12 protein-coding genes are annotated in these 16,819 nt (G+C 63.2%); 5 read left to right on the plus strand and 7 right to left on the minus strand.

The window, feature by feature from the left end; genetic code table 11:
• Positions 1 to 20: 20 nt before the first annotated feature.
• The gene (locus tag ACRXBZ_RS28170) at positions 21 to 1,154 is read right to left on the minus strand and encodes a methyltransferase (protein ID WP_433883989.1); all 1,134 of its coding nucleotides are present in this window, start codon (positions 1,152 to 1,154) and stop codon (positions 21 to 23) included.
• Positions 1,155 to 1,418: 264 nt separating this feature from the next.
• Here ACRXBZ_RS28170 and ACRXBZ_RS28175 point away from each other — a divergent pair, with 264 nt between their 5' ends.
• Genes ACRXBZ_RS28175 through ACRXBZ_RS28185 form a run of 3 tightly spaced genes read left to right on the plus strand, consistent with a single transcriptional unit; the run spans position 1,419 to position 5,025 of the window.
• The gene (locus tag ACRXBZ_RS28175) at positions 1,419 to 2,669 is read left to right on the plus strand and encodes a glycosyltransferase (RefSeq protein ID WP_433881648.1); all 1,251 of its coding nucleotides are present in this window, start codon (positions 1,419 to 1,421) and stop codon (positions 2,667 to 2,669) included.
• Positions 2,636 to 3,673: an NAD-dependent epimerase/dehydratase family protein gene (locus ACRXBZ_RS28180; RefSeq protein WP_433881649.1), complete on the plus strand. Its 1,038-nt coding sequence runs from the start codon at positions 2,636 to 2,638 to the stop codon at positions 3,671 to 3,673. Before ACRXBZ_RS28175 ends, ACRXBZ_RS28180 begins: the two co-directional genes overlap by 34 nt.
• Positions 3,670 to 5,025, plus strand: coding sequence for a UDP-glucose dehydrogenase family protein (locus ACRXBZ_RS28185; RefSeq protein WP_433881650.1), 1,356 nt, complete (start codon positions 3,670 to 3,672; stop codon positions 5,023 to 5,025). The genes ACRXBZ_RS28180 and ACRXBZ_RS28185 overlap by 4 nt, the downstream gene beginning before the upstream one ends.
• A gap of 99 nt (positions 5,026 to 5,124) precedes the next feature.
• Here ACRXBZ_RS28185 and ACRXBZ_RS28190 read toward each other — a convergent pair whose 3' ends face one another.
• A complete protein-coding gene (locus ACRXBZ_RS28190) occupies positions 5,125 to 7,140 on the minus strand; it encodes a radical SAM protein (RefSeq protein WP_433881651.1) in 2,016 nt (671 codons plus the stop codon).
• Between the two features lie 920 nt (positions 7,141 to 8,060).
• Between ACRXBZ_RS28190 and ACRXBZ_RS28195 the strand changes: the two genes are divergently transcribed.
• Positions 8,061 to 8,561, plus strand: coding sequence for an EF-hand domain-containing protein (locus ACRXBZ_RS28195; protein WP_433881652.1), 501 nt, complete (start codon positions 8,061 to 8,063; stop codon positions 8,559 to 8,561).
• Positions 8,562 to 8,773: 212 nt separating this feature from the next.
• On the opposite strand, the gene ACRXBZ_RS28200 is transcribed toward ACRXBZ_RS28195, so the two are convergent.
• From ACRXBZ_RS28200 to ACRXBZ_RS28220, 5 genes are all read right to left on the minus strand, one after another.
• Positions 8,774 to 9,709 carry a transposase gene (locus ACRXBZ_RS28200; RefSeq protein ID WP_433881653.1) on the minus strand — a complete coding sequence of 312 codons (936 nt, stop codon included), beginning with the start codon at positions 9,707 to 9,709 and terminating at the stop codon, positions 8,774 to 8,776.
• 303 nt (positions 9,710 to 10,012) lie between these two features.
• Complete coding sequence (locus ACRXBZ_RS28205) at positions 10,013 to 11,386, minus strand: IS701 family transposase (RefSeq protein WP_433881654.1); 1,374 nt, start codon at positions 11,384 to 11,386, stop codon at positions 10,013 to 10,015.
• Positions 11,387 to 11,529: 143 nt separating this feature from the next.
• Positions 11,530 to 12,567: a hypothetical protein gene (locus ACRXBZ_RS28210; protein WP_490885426.1), complete on the minus strand. Its 1,038-nt coding sequence runs from the start codon at positions 12,565 to 12,567 to the stop codon at positions 11,530 to 11,532.
• Positions 12,568 to 12,668: 101 nt separating this feature from the next.
• Positions 12,669 to 13,202 carry a transposase family protein gene (locus tag ACRXBZ_RS28215; RefSeq protein ID WP_433880486.1) on the minus strand — a complete coding sequence of 178 codons (534 nt, stop codon included), beginning with the start codon at positions 13,200 to 13,202 and terminating at the stop codon, positions 12,669 to 12,671.
• Between the two features lie 666 nt (positions 13,203 to 13,868).
• Complete coding sequence (locus ACRXBZ_RS28220; protein ID WP_433881656.1) at positions 13,869 to 15,269, minus strand: NAD(P)/FAD-dependent oxidoreductase; 1,401 nt, start codon at positions 15,267 to 15,269, stop codon at positions 13,869 to 13,871.
• A gap of 324 nt (positions 15,270 to 15,593) precedes the next feature.
• On the opposite strand from ACRXBZ_RS28220, the gene ACRXBZ_RS28225 reads away from it, so the two are divergent.
• Entirely contained in the window at positions 15,594 to 16,577 is a 984-nt protein-coding gene (locus ACRXBZ_RS28225; protein WP_433881657.1) for a TetR/AcrR family transcriptional regulator, read from the plus strand.
• The last annotated feature ends 242 nt before the right edge of the window (positions 16,578 to 16,819 follow it).

Below are 16,819 nucleotides of genomic sequence, written 5' to 3' on the forward strand. Positions count from 1 at the left end.
GGGACTCGGGCGTCCTGCCTTCACCGGCAGAACGCCTCGATCACCGTTGCTGGCAGAGCGCGGTCGGTGGCAGTCTCCACAACCCGATTGATCCGGAACCCCGCGGCGCAGAGCAGGGTTTCGTAGTGCTGCAGGGTACGGACCCGACCGTTGACCAGAACTGCCTGCATGAAATCGATCCAGTCCAGAGTGGTGTCGGCATGGCCCGGGTGCAGCCAGTCGACGACTACCAGTGGAGTGTCGGCATCGACGGCATCACGGCAGCGGCAGAGGATCTGCGTGCAGCTCTCGTCATCCCAGTCGCACAGCACGCTCTTGAGCAGGTAGAGATCTCCGCCGTCGGGCACTGCCTCCAGAAAGCTCCCGCCGACGAACCGAACGCGGGAAGCCAGTCCCTGGTCTACGAAGGCCTGGCGGGCCTGCTCGACCACTTCCGGACGGTCGAAGAGAATCCCCCGTGCCTCCGGGTACGAAGCCAGAATCCGGGACAGCAGGACTCCGTGACTGCCACCGACGTCAACCACCGTGGCGCGGCCGGCGAAGCTGTAGCCAGCAAGCACGTCGTCCGCCACGGAGTTGGTCAGATCGCGCATCGCACCCGCGAACAACACGGCTTCTTCAGGATGATCCTCGTAGTATTTCCACAGATCCGTCCCCAGCGCCTGTTGCGTTGCAGCCCGTCCGCTCAGCACCGTGTGGTGCAGCAGTTCACCGGTACGACGGTAACCGGGAGCCGTGAAGGTCAGCACCTGGTTGCGGCAAGTCCCGCTCTTCCGGTGCAGCAAGTTCAACATCGGTGTCGTCTCGTACCGTCCGGAGCGCAGGTCGTGCCGGACGAGGCCGATCGATTCGGCCACGCGCAGGAATCGCTGGACCGCCTCCTCATCGGCAGCGCCGAGCGCGCCGGCCAGTTCGGCTGCGCTCCGCGGGTGGTCGGCGAGATGATCAGCGATTCCCAGCTTCGCGACGGCAGAAAGCACATCGAACGCCAGTCCACCTTCGATGACTCGGATGAGTCGTTTCCACGCGGTGGCTTTAGTGGCTTGCTCCTTCTCTTCCATTATGTGAGCGAGCTCCTTTCCGCGTCGTTGAGACTTCGGCTGCGATGTTAGACACCGTGAACAATCTTGCCTGTTCTGATGACCGTTCTGCATCCGCACGACCCAAAGGTGTTCTTGCGACTGAGAATGCGCACATCTATCGCGTCGCGCTGGAATCGCTTTCTTCCCCGTCGCCCACACGCTGGGACGTCAGGACGCGATCGTGAGGATGACCTGGTCGGGTTCGAGTTCGGCGAAATCGGGGGATAGTGCCTCGCGTGGGATCGCAGGCTTCGCAGCCTCTGCTTCGCTGTGATGCGGGGGGCGAAAACCCTGCGAAGGTGCCCTCCGGGAGGCAGGTCGACGAAGGAGAGCGCAGTGCGCATTGCTTTCACCGCGCAGGCCATCTATTCGCATCTCGTTCCATTGGTGCTGCCGATTGCGGCGTTGGCCCGACAGGCCGGGCATGAGGTGGTCGTCGCCACCGGAGCCGAGCTGGCGCACCACGTGGCGAGGGCAGGGCTGCGGCCGCTGGTTTTGCCGAATGCGGTCTCGATGTCCGACATCGTGGCCGATGAGGAACTGACGAGAAAGGTGGGGGCGCACCTGGAGCCGGGGAAGACCACCGATGGAACCGCGGAGATGTTCGCCCATGCCTTCATCAGTCTGATGGGCAGCCGCGCCGCGGTGGACTTGGTGGAGGTGCTGCCGTCCTTCGAACCCGACGTGGTGGTCCGCGAAACCACGGAGTTCGGCGGATATCTGGCCGCCGAGCACCTCGGGATTCCCCACGCCGCGCTCGACCTCATCGCACCTCTCGCACCTTACGGCGACGCCGTCGTGCTGGCAGAGCTGAATCGTCTGCGGGCAGCGTGGAACCTCGAGCCGATCGACGACGCTTGGTCTCCACTGCGGGGTTTCCGGGCCTCGGTTGTTCCGGAGATGTTCCATCCGGAGCAAGCCCGAATGGAGCGGGGGAGTCACTACCAGCCACCGAAGACCGCATCGGAGCCACTGGACCCCGCGGTGGCGGACCTACCTGCTCACCGGCCGCTGCTGTTGGCCAGCCTGGGTTCCAATGCCGGCCATCTGCTGGGCACTGGGCCGTCGCCTTTGGACACGATCATCGAGGTATTGGGGCGGTTGCCAGTGACCGGCATCGTCGCGCTCGGCGCGGAGCACGATCCCGCGCAGTGGCGCGGAGTGCGTGCGGACAACGTCCACCTGACCTCGTTCGTGCCGCAGAAAACGTTGCTGGCGGCCACCGACCTCTTCGTCACACACTGCGGTTTCAACAGCATCTGCGAGGCGTTCACCGCGGGTGTGCCGATGGTCGGTGTGCCGCTGTTCGCTGAGCAGTCCGCCAACGCCGCTCGGATTCAGCAGCTGGGCGTCGGGCTCGCGCTGCGGTTGGAGGAACTCAGCGTGGACTCGCTGACGTCGGTCGTCGATCGGGTGCTCACCGAGCCCGCGTTCCGTGCACGCGCCAAGGGAGTTCAGCGCCGGATGCTTGCGCTGCCGCCTGCCGAGCAGCTCATCGCCGATCTGGAGGAGTTCGTGAACGGGCACGCCCAGCGAGGGGAGAAGGAAGTCCAATGGAACCGGTACTCACACCCGGCAACCGGGTAGTCATCGCGGGCGGCGCCGGGTTTCTCGGTTCCCACCTGTGCGCCGCGCTCCTCACGCGAGGTCTGGTGGTGGAATGCTTGGATGACCTATCCACCGGTCGGCTCGACAACATTGCGGCGTTGGTGGATCACCAGAATTTCCACTTCCACCACATCGACGTCTCCGCGCCCTGGAAGACCGACGGTGAGGTCGCTGCCGTATTGCATCTCGCTTCACCGGCCTCGCCTGCCGACTACCGCAGACTCCCGCTCGCCACGCTCCGAGCGGGCAGCTCGGGGACCTGGGCACTCCTGCAATTCGCCGAAGCCAAAAAAGCACGGTTCGTGCTGGCGTCGACCTCCGAGGTCTACGGCGATCCGGAGCAGCACCCGCAGGCGGAGAACTACTGGGGCCACGTCAACCCCGTCGGTCCCCGAGCGGTCTACGACGAGGCCAAACGGTTCGCCGAAGCCCTGACGGCGTGCTTCCGGCGTGATCTGGGCGTGAACGCCGGTATCCTCCGGATCTTCAACACCTACGGCCCGCGGATGCGCCCGGACGACGGGAGAATGGTCCCCACCTTCATCCGGCAGGCGCTGACCGGCAAACCGATGACGATCAACGGCGGCGGCGAGCAGACCCGATCGCTGTGCTTTGTGGACGACACCGTGCGCGGCATTCTGGCTTACACGGCCGCGTCGCACCCCGGGCCGGTGAACATCGGCGGCGGGACGGAAACGACAGTTCGTCACATCGCGCACGTGATCCGAGAGCTGATCGGGTCGACCGCTCCACTGCGATTCCTCCCACCCGAGATCGACGATCCTGTCAGGCGCTGGCCCGACACGTCGCTCGCACGCGACCTGCTCGGCTGGCAGCCCGTTGTCGCGCTGCGGGCGGGGCTGGCACGCACTGCGGAGGCCATGGCCGCAGAACTCGGAATCGCTGTTCCTCCGTCGCTCGGCGGCAACCGCACCGCGCAGCCGAACGTGGCCGGGGCAGCAGGAAGGAACATCCAGAGATGACATTGCGCATCACCGTGCTCGGCACCGGATACGTCGGAACAGCCCATGCCGTCACGATGGCAGGGGCGGGTTTCTCCGTGCTGGGCATGGACATCGACGCCGAGAAGATCGCCGCACTCACCTCCGGAAGGGTCCCTCTCTTCGAACCCGGTATCGAAGACCTGGTCAACCATCACAGACTACGCGGCGTGCTCCAGTTCACCACCTCCTATCGAGAGGCAGCCCGATTCGGCGACGTGCACTTTCTGTGCGTACCGACCCCGCAATCGCCGGACGGAAGCGCCGATCTGAAGCCCCTGCTCGGCGCACTGGAAGGGCTTGCGCCGCACCTGACCCGGCCAGCGCTGGTGGTCGGCAAGTCGACCGTTCCGGTCGGAACCGCCACAGTGCTTGGCGAACGCTTGGCCGAGCTTGCCGGACATCCCGCGGTGGAACTGGCGTGGAACCCGGAGTTCCTGCGCGAGGGGCACGCGGTGGTAGACAGCCTGCACCCGGATCGGCTGGTGTTCGGAGTTTCCTCCGCACCCGCTGCTGCGCTGTTGCGCGAGGTCTACCGGTTCCTGCTTGACCAAGGGGTTCCGCTGATCGTGACGGGTCTGGAAACCGCCGAGCTGATCAAAATGGCAGCGAACGCGTTCCTGGCCACCAAGATTTCCTTCATCAACGCGGTGGCCGAGATGTGCGAGCTGGTCTCCGCCGACGTCGTCACGGTGGCGGAGGCCCTCGGCCAAGACCCGAGGATCGGCTCGGCACACCTGCACCCCGGGCTCGGATTCGGCGGGAGCTGCCTGCCCAAGGACCTGCGGTCGTTCACCGCGCAGGCCCGCGCATTGCGGTTGACCGGCGCCGCATCATTGCTCACCGCGGTAGACCAAATCAACGACCAGGCACGGAACAGGCTCGTAGACCTCGTCCGCGCCGAATGCGGCGGGACCCTTCGCGGCAAACGGATAGCGGCCCTGGGCGCGGCATTCAAACCGGACTCCGACGACACCCGGGACTCCCCGGCGTTGGCGGTCGCCGAACAACTCCACCGCGAGGGAGCGCACGTGGCCGTCTTCGATCCGCGTGCCAGCGCCCAGGCAAGGCGGGCCTGCCCGCAACTCGATCACGGCGAATCACTGCTCCACGTCTGCCGGGAAGCGGACCTGCTCGTCCACTTGACGGACTGGCCACAGTTCCGCGACGTCGATCCGGCAGCAGTGGCCGAAGTCGTGCGCGCTCGCCGGATCGTCGATGCCCGCAACAGCCTCGACCCGCAGAAATGGCGCGCAGCAGGCTGGAGGTTCACAGCACTGGGAAGGCCGGCCTCTGATCCGACGATATCGCTTTCAGGAACGCTGCTACGTTGAAGTAGCTGTCACCGTCGGGGTGCGGGCGTGGTCGAGCCGTTGTTGTTGGGGAGGCGCAACTGCCGGATCGCGTGAACCCAGCTCAGACAGCCGGGAACTTCAGGTCCCCGCACGGGCGTCGATAACAACGTTGTCTCGCAAGGGGTTGGACCGACCGAACTGCACGCCGCTCAGGTAGTAGAAGAAGCTGTTGTTGGCTCGCGTCGAGTCGAAGTCGTCGACAGCGGTCCGCATCCGCCCGGTGACCACTCCTCCTCCACCGATGTGGGCCTGGCCTTGCAGCACGTCGGCCTCCCGCAGCACGGTGTAGATGTGTCCGGGGAGAACGACCTCCGCCTCCACTGGGATCCCGGTCAAGCGGGTCCGGAGTTCGGCGCTGGCCAGGACGTCGAGGTCCAGCGCCGACTCGATCTCTGCCGCGCTAGGAAGCCTCCCGGGAGAGGAAGCGCGGAGGTGTTCCACGGCACCGGTCAGGAACGCGCGGAGCCGGTCAGGAGCGGTCGCCAAGCATCGGATCACGGCAGCCCAGTGCGCGTTCGCCTGAAAATTCCCATGTTCGACGCCCAGCGTACGTACGACCAGCTCGCGGTCGCAGTCGGCAGGATTCCACCACGCACGGGAATGATCACGTGCCAACTCCGCGACCTCCCCGTCCGGACAGCCCTCCTTGAGGAAATCGACCAGGTGGTCGCACAGATCGACCATCCGGATACCAGTCGCGGCGCGGATGACGGCCAACGTGGCGCGCATCAGCGTTTTCTGGAACAGATACAACGAGAACCGGAGTTCGGTGCCCCTGAGCCATTCGTCGCGCGTCATCTGCCGGTGGCCGACGACGGTCTCCGCGCTGATCTCGCTCCCGACCTCGGTGGGAAGCTCTCGCACCAGCATTTCCTGCTCGTGGCGAAATGTCTCCTTCGCGTACTCGGTGTTATTGAGCAGGAGGAGGTGGTAGATGACCGGGCACCCGTTGACGCGTAGGACCTCTTCGACGCTGTCCTTGTACGTCTCGTAGTTCTCCCCCGGCATTCCCCAGATCAGGTCGGTGTAGGTCGGGATCCCCTTCTCCTGGCACATTCGCCGGATTTCCCGGTAGTGCTCGGTCTTGATGTTCGATCGCTGCGCCAGCTCAAGCACTTTCGGGGTGAAGGACTGGGTCGACAGCGTCATGCCGAGCAGCGCGCCGGCGGCGTGGAGCACCTCAGCGATCTCGACGATCCGGCGGCTGGAGTTCTTCGCCCAGTTCACGACGAAGCTGATCGCCTTGTCGTGTTGCCGGCACAGGTCGACGAACAGTTCGGCGATCTCCCGGTCGCGGGGCAGGATGCCGAAGTTAGCGTCGGCGACGAAGAACAGCGCTTCGGCGGGGAGGAGTCTGACCACCCGCTCCAGCTCCCTGGTGATCCGCTCCATGGAGAATCGGCGGATCTTCTGGTTGATCGCTCCACCCCAGTAGCAGAACGAACAGTGGTAGGGGCACCCGCGGTTCGTCTCGTAGACCAACAGGCTGGTGGTGGCAATGTCCTCGTCGCTGAAGACCGGGCTGAGGATCGGCGAGGCGATCGTGTCCAACTCGGCGATTCGGCTCGCGGACCGGGTCGTCCTCAGTTCGCGCCGCTCCCCGCGGCCTTCCCAGAAGCTGATCCCGTCGATGTTGGACAGGTCTTCGCTGCCGCAGCAGAAACGGCGCAGCAGTTCCGCGAAGCGGAGCTCGCCTTCCCCGTGCACGAGCACGTCCACCCACGGTGCTTCGCGGAAGAGCTGATCTTGCTGGTGAGAGACGTCGTTGCCGCCCAGCACGATCCGGCACGACGGCCACCGGCGCTTGATCAGGCCTGCGAGTTCGAGCGACCTCGCGCGGTTCCAGAAGTAGATGGTGAACGCGACGACCAGGGGATCGTGCAAGGAGTCGAGGATCCTCCGGCACGTTTCCGGCCAACTCCGGGTCGTCTGGGGCTCGATGTGCTTACGGAACGAGCACGCGGCCGCGATCTCGGGAAGGCTTTCGGCGGAAGCCTGCAGGTAGCCCAGCGTCGCGCTATAGCGCTGCCCTGGGAAATGGGTCAGTTCCACGAGGTGGACCTCTTGAGGTTCCATGGCAATGGACGTGGTCATCGCGACAGTTCTCCTCCTGCTGGGCGAGTGACGAGTTCGGCGACGTGGCGAAGGAAAGGAAGGCGATGGTGAACAATTCCCACGAACAGCTATTTGCAATCCAGTGATTCACGCGAAGTCAATATATGACTATACAGCTGGAATTGGCCGCGCGCCGCCGAGGTCGCTCGGGCGAGGCACAAAAATACCCCCTTACGGGGAATCGCTGATGTAGGAAATCGTCGAGATCGCCTACGGGCGCCTGGGGCAACTCCGAATTTCCGTCGAACGGGGAAAACGGGATGCAATCACGCCACCCGGATCTGCGTGGAGACTCCGGAGAGAAACAGCGTGCGTACCGGCCGTGCCCGATGCAGCTCCGACCTCCCATCCTCTTCGACAGTCCGCGGAAACACGAACTCTGTCAATATTTAAAACAGACGGAGATGGTTGACGCCCGGACCTGATGATCATAGGGAGACCGGGTGAGTGACCCCAGTTGGACCGCCACGTGCGTTGGCGCCTGGCCGCCGCTGGAAGCGGTACGAGAAGCAGTACCCCGGCTACCAGATCCAGATCAATGTCAAATTCGTTGAACCCTAGTCCCGGCCGGCCCAACCCCGGCCCAACCCGGGCCCAACCCATGGCCCAACCCGGCAGCGAACCACAGGTGAAGCCTGTCGGGTGGCGCAAGAATTTTTACCAATGCACCGCTATATTGGAATATGCCAAATGGCGACGAATATCATATTTTAAATCGATGGGCCCGGTTTGGCAACTGAGTGGCCGTGGCCGGTGGCGGTTTCCCTGCATTTGTGGAACATATCCCGGGTCGTGTCGACGCTATGAGGTGGTCGCGGTTGCTGGCGCGGTGTGGTTGTGCTTCCATGCAGCATACAGGTCCTATATGTTGCACTGTTCTTGCTGTGAAAGGTTTTATTATGATCACCGAAAAAGGATTTGATTTTGTCGCTACCAGTTTCGACAAGGCTGATCGGGACGGCGACGGCTACATCGATCACAAGGACTTCGAGGCCATGGTCGACAGCGTATGTCAGGCGGTCGGGCGTGATCCGCGCTCCCCGGAGGCTGAGAACGTTCGCTTCCAATATCGCCAGGTAGCCGACCGTCTCATCGAGAGGATGGACACCAACAGTGACAAGCAGGTGAGCAAGCAAGAATACATTGCTGGTGCGCGTGCCCTGCAGGGCGACCCGGCGATCGTCGCCCGCAATACCGCGGCGGCTTCGGCGATGTTCAATCTGGTCGATGTCGATGGTGATGGCGAGATCAGCTTGGACGAGTACGCCAAGGCAATGGGGGCGTGGGGCGCAACCAAGAAACAGGTCGAGGACGATTTCCGCGCCTTCGACAAGGACAAGAATGGGACGGTCTCCCTGCCTGAGCTGATGGAGCGAATGCAAGAAATCTACGGTAGCTGAGAACGGAATTAGGTATTGTCATACGAAACAGCACGGCGGGGATTCTCGGCCGACGGGCCGGAATCCGCGCCGTGCTGCCAGTGGGTCCGCGCGATTGCTCGACTCCCAGGGAAGCAAACATTCAGCTGGTGTGCTGACGGTGGGCGGTTGTGACGTGGCGTTGTGCCCGACGATGGTGGTGTCGGTCGGGTGATCAGTCAAGTGATGGGTGGTCAGGCCTCGGCGCGTCGCTCACGCAGCTGCCCGCGCGGCCCGATCGCCTGCACCCACGCCCGCTCGGGCACCAGCCGGATCGCGGTCTTCTCCCGCTCGGTCAGCGCCCACCCCACCGAGTAGATGAGCTGGTATCCGCGCCGGGACGCGAGCTTGTCCAGATGTGCGATGAGCTCGTGACTGGCGCCGGCACCGTCCACAGTGACCATCAACCGCCTCCGAAACTGTTGTGGCAGCGCGGCAATCGCACTATCGGTGATGGCGATGTGGTCCTCGGCTGTGTTGCTGCCGGCCGAACCGCGGCGCAGCATCCACGCCAGCGGCTCACCCCCGGTGTTGTCGCAGTAGGCCTGCAGCGGGTGATGGCCGAACCCCTTGAAGTTCGCCTCCGCCCACTCCTTGTCCGAATGCGCGTCAGTGACCGTCGCGTCGATGCGGACGCAGGTCACCCCCTCCAGGGTCTTGTCCGCGATGCGCACCCCGGGAAGCGTGCCGTGGCGTGTCACGATCTGGTCCCACGCATACCGGCGGGCAGTGTTCACTGCGGCGGTGATCTTCTTCGCCGTGCGGGTTCCGCCGTCGGCGATCTCTTCCAACGTCCGCCACGCGGTGGGCACCGACGCCACCGGCCCGAACAGCTCCCGCTGGTCACCCATCACCCGGAAATCGCTGATCGCCCGCGCCCCGTCGGCGATCGCGCACGCCACATCCGCTACCACCCGGCCCCGGTTATGCACCAGCAACCGGGTGCCGGCCAGCGCCTTCGACAAGCCTGCGGTCAAACCCGTCTTATCGGTCAACCCGCGCAGCAGCGCAAGCCCGGCGTGCGACACGATCCCCTCACCATCAGCGGTGACTTCCAAACCCCGCGACCACCCAGTAGCCTGCACCTCGAAAGTGCTCCTCACCTTGGTTGCGATACGGACGTCAGACACCCGTATCCTCCCAGGTCAGGAGCACTTTCTGTGTTCAGGCACGCCGCAACACAACCGACCCACATGAAAAGTCAGGGCCAGGGTCGGTCGCCGGTCATCGTTCGTTGTCATTCGTTTTCGTTTTCCTTGTTCCTGTTGCGTTGTGTGACGGGTGCCGTTGGTTGATCCGGTGGTGGGCGGGCACGTCGTCCGGTGCGGGCGATCATCGTCGCGGTTCACGCCACATCGGCCACAGCGGTAAACCAAGGTGTGATAGTTCGGGCCTTTTTTGACCTAGTACGGCAGCCGCACTTTCCGGTTGGGCTATGTTCGCTGGTCACGACGTAGTCGGGTGCGGTGATGGAACCAGCGGGCGCGAGCTTGGTGTCGGCGTCGCCACCAGACCCAGTGCAGGTGGTGGGTTTCGGGGTGGAGCCGACGGGTGACCAGTGTGAATAGTCGTTTGATCTCGGCGACAGTGAGTGCGATCAGGCCGGGATCCTCGGGTGGCTGCTGATCGGGCGTGGTGGGCAAGATTGGTGCTGGAGCTCGGGTTCTGGCTTGGGCTGCGGTGATGGCGCAGACGGCGAGCGCGGCCAGAGTGAGTACGATGTGCCGCAGCAGTGCGGTGTAGAGGCGGACCTGGGAGTGATCAAGTCCGAAGTGGTCTTTTCCGAACTCGAACCCTTCTTCGACTGGCCAGCGCAAGCATGCGACCCGCACGAGGGTCATCAGCGTGATCGGCCGTCCAGCGGGAACGTGACAGTAGTGGTAGGCCAACTCGCCGGTCTGCAAGTGTTTGCGTATCAACAGAAAGTGGCGTGGGCTCGCGGTCGCGATCCAGGCCCAGGCGTACATGCGTTCGCCTTTCGACCCGGTCACCGAGCAGACCTGCCAGGCCCGCTCGTGCTCGCGGCTGGCCAGGTGCGTGGCCACGGTAGCGTCCGCGCGTATCCGCTCACCCGTTGGCAACTCGATGGTGAAGGCGCACCCGACGCGCATCACGTACCCGATCTCGTTGTCCTCCAAGAAAGTCCGTAGCGGGCCCGATCGGCCATAGACCTCGTCGCCCGCCACCCACGGTGGTATCGTCTCATCCGAGATCATGTCAAAAAGAATGTCTTGCGCCAGTTGCGGTTTCGTTCGGAACTCGGTCTTGTCGGGAACACCGAGCGCGACACGGCGATCAGGATCGTCGAGCTGTTCGGCCGGCACATAGATACGGGCACCGACCAGCGCGTGCCCGCCGGGGGTGGCGTACGAGCAATAGACTGTGTTCACCCCATTCGCGACCCGGCCCGCGCAGCCCATGTACTGCCGTTTGGCGCCCGCAGTGCATTCCCCCTGTTTCTCCTGACCGGACTCGTCCAGCGCCACCACCCGCAACGGCTGGTCTCCTAACTGGTCGACCACGAACCGTCGCACCACCCCCTGAACCTGATCGTGGTCCCACACCGCGTGATTGAGCAGCCGCTGCATCCGATCCGGAGTCCGGTCTCCCGCGTGCTCGGCGATGGTCCACCCGTTCTTGCGCGGCAGATCACTCATCAACCCGGACATGTACTTCCTGGCCTGCCCAAACGGCTTCGCCCGCGCGAAACACGGCCTCAACCGTCCGTGCAGCACCTCCAGGTTCGCCACCGCACGCGCACCCTCTACCATGACAGCCGCAGCCGCCTCACGATCTTCTTGCGTCACAACATGATCATCGCGAGGCGGCTGCCCGCCTGATTAACCGGGCCCCCTCAACGCCCCTGACCAGCCAAGATCACCAAAGTGCGGCTGCCGTACTAGTGCACTTTTGGGGACGCCGATTTTCACTGGCCCGACGTCGGCTCCTATCACACCCGGATTGAGTTCGTCGCGCTTTCTCGCTGTCGAACGTGTCTGGCGAGAATGGTCAGCAAGGCTACCTGCGCCGCAATTGTCAGCGAGCCAACGAGTACGGCAGTTGGCGAACCGGGCATCATGAACGCGGTGTGCGACACAAGAATCCCGCCGATAAGCCAGATTCGATGCCGATTGTTCCAATTGGCTGCCGCTCGCCAGCGCAGCACCAACCATCCGAAGGGGATGGCGGTCATGGCTGCTGTGATCAGCCGCAAGAGAGGCGACATCATGTCGCCGAACAGTAGATCGGATCCGAGGCCGAGTGGAAGCAGTGTCGTCAGGAATGCCATGGTCAAGTACATGGACACAAATCCGACCACTCCTGGGCGCGGTGCCCTCCGGCCTGCTTGACGGCGTTCTGGGAGGTGGCGGCGAGGAATGACTAATAGTGCGAGCAGGGCAAGCACTATGATGGCTGCGACGAATGCTGCCGTCCAGCCCCACGGCATCTGGTATCCGGGGTCCTGGCTTGCGGAAATGGTATATCGCAGTCCGAATACGCCCACGATTGCCAGTGCGCCGGCTCCCATGAATCCGCCCCTTCCCAGATACGGCCGGGCACGACGGTCCGGAAAGAGGAGGTCGACAAGGGCGATGGGGACAAGGACGCTGAGAACTACGTGAACCCCGATCTGTGACTCCCAGTATGTCCAGTTCACGCCAAGGGCTCGCAAGCCCCAGTCGGCAGCGCCATACATCCGGGGGCTGGTCAGGGCTTGCAGGCCTAGTCCGTCTTCTGCGATCTGGTAGGCCACACCCAGCAGCACAAGGCTCGGCCAGCCCCCGCCAACTCGCACGACTGCCTCTCGGATTACGAGGACACCGGCCCCGTACATCACCATCAGCAGAGGCACGAGTAGCCAGGTCAACGGTACTGCGACCGCGGTGAACGTCAATTCTGCGCACAGTGTCGTCAGTAGGACGAGCGCCCATGGGGCGCGAGTCCGACGCCAGTTCCTATGTCTGCTCATCGGGGCCAGGTCTCCCATCTCTGTTCGAGTCGTGTGATTGCTGCTGTCGGTAGGTCTGATCGCGTCTGCCGCGATCCTCAGTGGCCAATTAGAAAAGGTTGCGCATCCATGAGGGTTATTCACGCTGAGGCGAAGAAATGCAGGGCGACAACGGTGGAGATGGTTTTACGGAAGGTCTCGATGGGGCGCCGGTAGTCGGTGTGCAGGATGCGCCAGGTCTTGAAGTTAGCGATCACCTGCTCGATGACGTAGCGAATCCTGTTGATCTGCGTGTTGAATTCTTTCTCCCAGTCCAGCAATTCGCGGCATTCAGGTTTCTTGATCGGCGTGAGCATGTCGTTGCCCACGTATCCTTTGTCGCCTATCCAGTTGGCGGGCGTCAGTGTCAACAGCACGTCAGATTCACCGAGGCAGTACGAGTCGTGCCGGCTGCCATCAATCGGATCGGAGATCCACCTGAGCTGGCCGTCGACCGTACAGGCGATCTGCACGTTCATACCGGTGGTCTTGTGCTTGCCCGAGTACAACTCCGGGTGCGAGGACCAGGACCAGCAGGGCAGCAGCGTGCCGTCGACGATGTACTGCTGCCGGTCGTCCAACTCGTCGGCGGTGGGCACGAACCTCGCGAGCACCTGGTTGATCAGTGGCGTCACTGTGGTAACCGCACGACTGATGGACGGCTGGGAAACTCCGTAGGTTTCTGCGATTTCCGCTTGGACCCGATTGCGCCTCATATAGGTCAGCGCAACGACCACAGAGTTCCACAATCCTAGAATCGGTGGCCACGGCTGGTTCTCTTGCCCGGTTTCCATCCTGATCAGCTCACATAAGTCGGCGATCTGTGGCACGGTGAGGCCGGTGGTATGATACATACAGGTGGTCCGCTTTCTTGCGATTTTGAGTGTGGTAACCCAATTCTCGCATTAAACGGACCGCCGCTTATGTCAACACGCCGGTCGGCGACTGAATTTTGATGCGCCTGAATAATCCTCCATGCACCGATGGCGGTAACAGGATTTCCATCGGGCGCGGTGGGCACGGCCGCTTGCAGTTCGATGAGGCTATCCCAGTCGCCAACCATGGCTGACTGAAGCACCAATTCATCGAGCAACTCGCCCGGCATGGCGGCAGTAGCCGGGTAAGAGCGACATGTTCCTGTTCATGTCAGCCACACGGGCCGCCGTCTGACCGTTGACCGGTGGGTGTTGCTCCGGGGTTTGTCGATGCACGCCGAGTCGTGACAATCGTCCCAAAGAGCGATCGTCACGACGGTTCCTCCACATTGGTCGGCTTTCTACCTGCATCAACGAGTTGTGGGCCTAAAGTGCGTCGTGCGCATATAGGAGTTCTTCGAGTTTTGCGTTCTGTTCTCGTGCCATGGCTAAGGCTTGTTGTTCGAAGGTGGCCCGTTCTGCCGGATCGTCCGGTATCGGTGGGGCGATGTTTGGTTGTAGCCGGGAAGTGTGTAGCCAGGTGCCGATATCGTCGTTGCCTGACCAACGCAGCTGTTCTAAATTTCCGGATAGCGCGAACCGCAGCCAGTCTATGTCGGTTTTTGGGTTTGGCGTGACCGGGCAGAGCTCGTTTTTCACAGTGTCATTCGGATAGGCCGCCTCCACGTGCGCGATGAGGGCAGCGCTGAACACCGGTTGGCATACTCGAACCGATTGCAGGGTAATCAGTCCATCTTGGAATATCGGGACTATGGGGAGTTGTTTGGCGGCGTCGGCGGTGCAGTCCACATGCAACGTGCGGTGGCTGGTCGGTAGGGTGCCACCGTCGAGTTCGATGTCTGTTTCGGTGATTCGTTTCACCCGGCCGAGGCGAACGACATGTTCGATCTTGCGTAGCTGTTCCAGTTCTGTCTGCGAGACGGTTGCGCAGCGAAACGCTGTCGGCCGCTCATCCGAGGAAATTCTCAGCAGGGCACCAACGGCGTTGAGTCGATTGAAGAGGTCGGGTATGGATTCGGCGCGCATGATGGCTTCGTGTTTGGCGGCGTAGTCTCTCGCGATGTCTTCGGCGCGACGGAGGGGGAGTGGTTGCACGGTGTCCCGGTCGATGAGCCATGGTGCGCGGGGCATGATCCAGGTCAGGCGCGCGGGGGCGACGCCCTGTTCCAGCAGCCAGAGGCAGGCGTCGATCCCGGTTTTGCCGGCGCCGACGATGACGTACTGGTCGTAGGGTTCGCGGATGGCCGGCAGCTCGTTTGGTGGTACCACGGGAACGCCGGTGGCGATCGGGAATTCTGGTGGTTGCATGGCCGGCACAGTCACGCCTTGATAGGTGGTGTCCACGATCTTCCGTCGCACGGTCACCTGGTATTCGTCGCCGGAGGTTGTCAGGTGAAATCGGCCGGCACCGTCGTATTCGGCCATGGGAAAGTACGACACCCGCCCGGATGGCAGGAACGTCTGCCGCATGACCTGGTCGAAATAGCTGCAGATCTCACTCGCGCTGGCTAGTTCGTAGAGGCCGGCGTTCCAGCCGGATTGGTCGATCGTGTCGTTGCCGAGGGGGCGGGAGTTCACGCCATACATAGCCGACGGTTGATGTAACCGCACGTAGGGGTAGGCGACGGTCCAGTGTCCGCCTGGTTGGTGGTAGCGGTCGACCAGCACCACGGTCGCGTCCGATTCGGTCAGCAGCGTGTCCACGAAGGCCATCGCCGTCGCGCCCGCACCGATCACGAGGTAGTCGGTGTCGATCTTGGTCACCATCACATGCTCCTGTTCTGTTTTCTGGCCACATCGTTGTTCGACAAACTCAAGAGGAGACTTCGTGCTGCCGGGGGTGGAATGTTGTTCATGGTCGCCTAATCGAGTTTGCGGGCGACGGAACGACCCGGGGTGACCCCTGCCAGCCGGTGTCTTCGTCGCCATCTGCGTACAGTGTGTTGACCTGCGTACAGTGTATTTACGCCATCGGTTCGGTCAACAAGTTGGGTGTAATAAGCTGGATTAGTGTGCTAGTTCAGTTGTCTCCGAACTAGTACATTTGTGAAAAGTGAACGACCTGGCAACGAGGATGATCAGGAGGCGCCCATGCCGTCCGCAGCACGCCCGGATCCGCCATACCTGCGGATCGTCGCGGAGATCAGCGCGAGAATTCGGTCCGGTGACCTCCGGCCCGGTCAACGGATGCCTTCCATCCGGCAGATCGCTGAACGCTGGGGCGTCGCGGTCGCGACCGCGACGAAAGTTGTAGCCACCCTCCGCGAGCAGGGTCTGGTCGAAGCCAAGGTTGGTTCCGGCACTGTCGTCAGCGCGCGTCGGGGCCGGAGGCGGCAGACCGGCCCGACGACAGCGCAGATACCACCGCGTCCGGAACGGCAGGTCGACACCTCCAAACAGGCGCTGAGCCGGGAGCCCGTGCTCCGAACCGCCATCGCGATCGCCGACGTCGAGGGACTCGACGCCGTGTCCATGCGGCGAGTCGCGGCCGAGTTGGGCGTTGGACCCATGTCGCTGTATCGGCACGTCGAGAACAAGGACGAACTGGTGACGCAGATGGCCGACGAGGTGTTCGGTGAACCGGAGTTACCGATTCCGGGGCCCGTGGGGTGGCGAGCCAAGCTCGAACTGATCGCCCGCCAGCAGTGGGCGCTGTGCTGGCGACACCCCTGGCTGCCCAGGGCCGTTTCGTTCACTCGCCCCGCGCTCGTGCCCAACATGATGGCGCACACCGAGTGGACGCTGCGTGCCCTCGACGGCCTTGGGCTGTCCATGGCGACACAGATGCAAGAAGTACTCAGGCTGCACTCGTTGGTCCTCACCATCGCGCTGTCCATGGCGGACGAGGTCGAGGCGGAGCAGGAGACCGGTGTGACGCTCACCCGGTGGTTGGTGGCACAGCGGACCCGGACCGAGGAGCTCTTCGCCAGCGGGAGGTTTCCGCTGCTGGCGAAGGTTCACGAGGAGACGGTGCCGGACCTGGACGGACTGTTCGAGTACAGCCTCGTGCGGCATCTCGACGGCTTCGCCGCACTGGTAGGAGAGGATGGCCCGAGGCGATCGGAAGAATCGTGATAGCGCCCCGGGGCACCGCGTCCCCGGGGATCAGCGATCTGCCGCACCACTCGTTCGGCTTGGTCAGGTCGTCGGGGACTGAGTCGCTGGGAGATGGCGATGGTGCACATACCCCAGACGAGCCAACTGCCGTAGACGAGTGGTCCGGAACCGCCGGTGAGCTCGGTGTCGGGAAAGCGGACGGCGGTCAGCAGACCGGAAAGTCCGATACCTGTCAGGAGCAGGCCGCCGAGCACTGGCCG

Source organism: Saccharopolyspora hattusasensis (genome assembly GCF_050972075.1).
GTDB lineage: Bacteria > Actinomycetota > Actinomycetes > Mycobacteriales > Pseudonocardiaceae > Saccharopolyspora > Saccharopolyspora hattusasensis.